Origin of the sequence: Fibrivirga algicola (assembly GCF_011742925.1) — a bacterium.
Lineage (GTDB): Bacteria > Bacteroidota > Bacteroidia > Cytophagales > Spirosomataceae > Fibrella > Fibrella algicola.
Window position 1 is genome coordinate 1 of record NZ_WAEL01000031.1, and the last position, 831, is coordinate 831.

The 831-nt window shown below is 64.7% G+C and carries 1 protein-coding gene; it reads left to right on the plus strand.

Features of this window, described 5'->3' with window-relative positions:
• Positions 1-831: T9SS type B sorting domain-containing protein (locus F7231_RS27065; RefSeq protein WP_166694347.1), on the plus strand; the 831-nt coding region annotated here is incomplete at both ends.

Below are 831 nucleotides of genomic sequence, written 5' to 3' on the forward strand. Positions count from 1 at the left end.
CCGGTGCAGGGGCCGGGTACGTATGTGTATGCCGACCTGGGGGCGGACACCTACGCCCAAGATGGTAGCACCAACGGGGTGCTCTCGCCCGACAGCAGCTACTGCTACCGGGTGGAGACCGTGGGCCAGTACGCCGACCTGACCATCCGGGCCAAGACGGGGTCGCTGATCAACTTCAGCCAGATCCAGTGCGCCAGCCCCAGCGACACGACCCGTCCCTGCCCGCCCAGCCTGACGCTGGACCAGTTGAACTGTGGGGCGCTGGCTCCGAATGCCTTCTGCAACCAGAGCAGCTTCACCAACACGCTCACCTGGCAGTACCCCGCCCAGCAGGGGGGGCGTAGCTGCGACACGCGCATTGCCTCCTACAACATCTACTACGCCCGCTACCAGGGCGACAGTTTGCGGAAGGTGGCCTCGGTCAACGCCCCCATCACCACGTTTTTGCACCAGAGCCTGAGCACGGTGGCGGGCTGTTATTATGTGACGGCGGTCAACACCAAGGGCACCGAGAGTGCCCCCAGCAACCAGGTCTGCAAGGACATCTGTCCCTATCTGGTGTTGCCCAACGTGTTCACGCCCAACGGGGACGGGAAGAACGACGTGTTCCAGCCGCTGGACTGTCCCCGGTTTGTGGAGTCGGTGGGTTTTGTGGTCTACAACCGGTGGGGGGCCAAGGTCTACGAGTCGGCGGGTCCGGTGGTGAGCTGGCCGGGGACGACCCAGAACGGGAGTCCGCTGCCGGGCGGGGTGTACTACTACGAGGCCACGGTGCGCTTTGCGGGCCTGAGTCGGGGCGGGCCGGTGCAAACCACAAAAGGCTATGTGCAA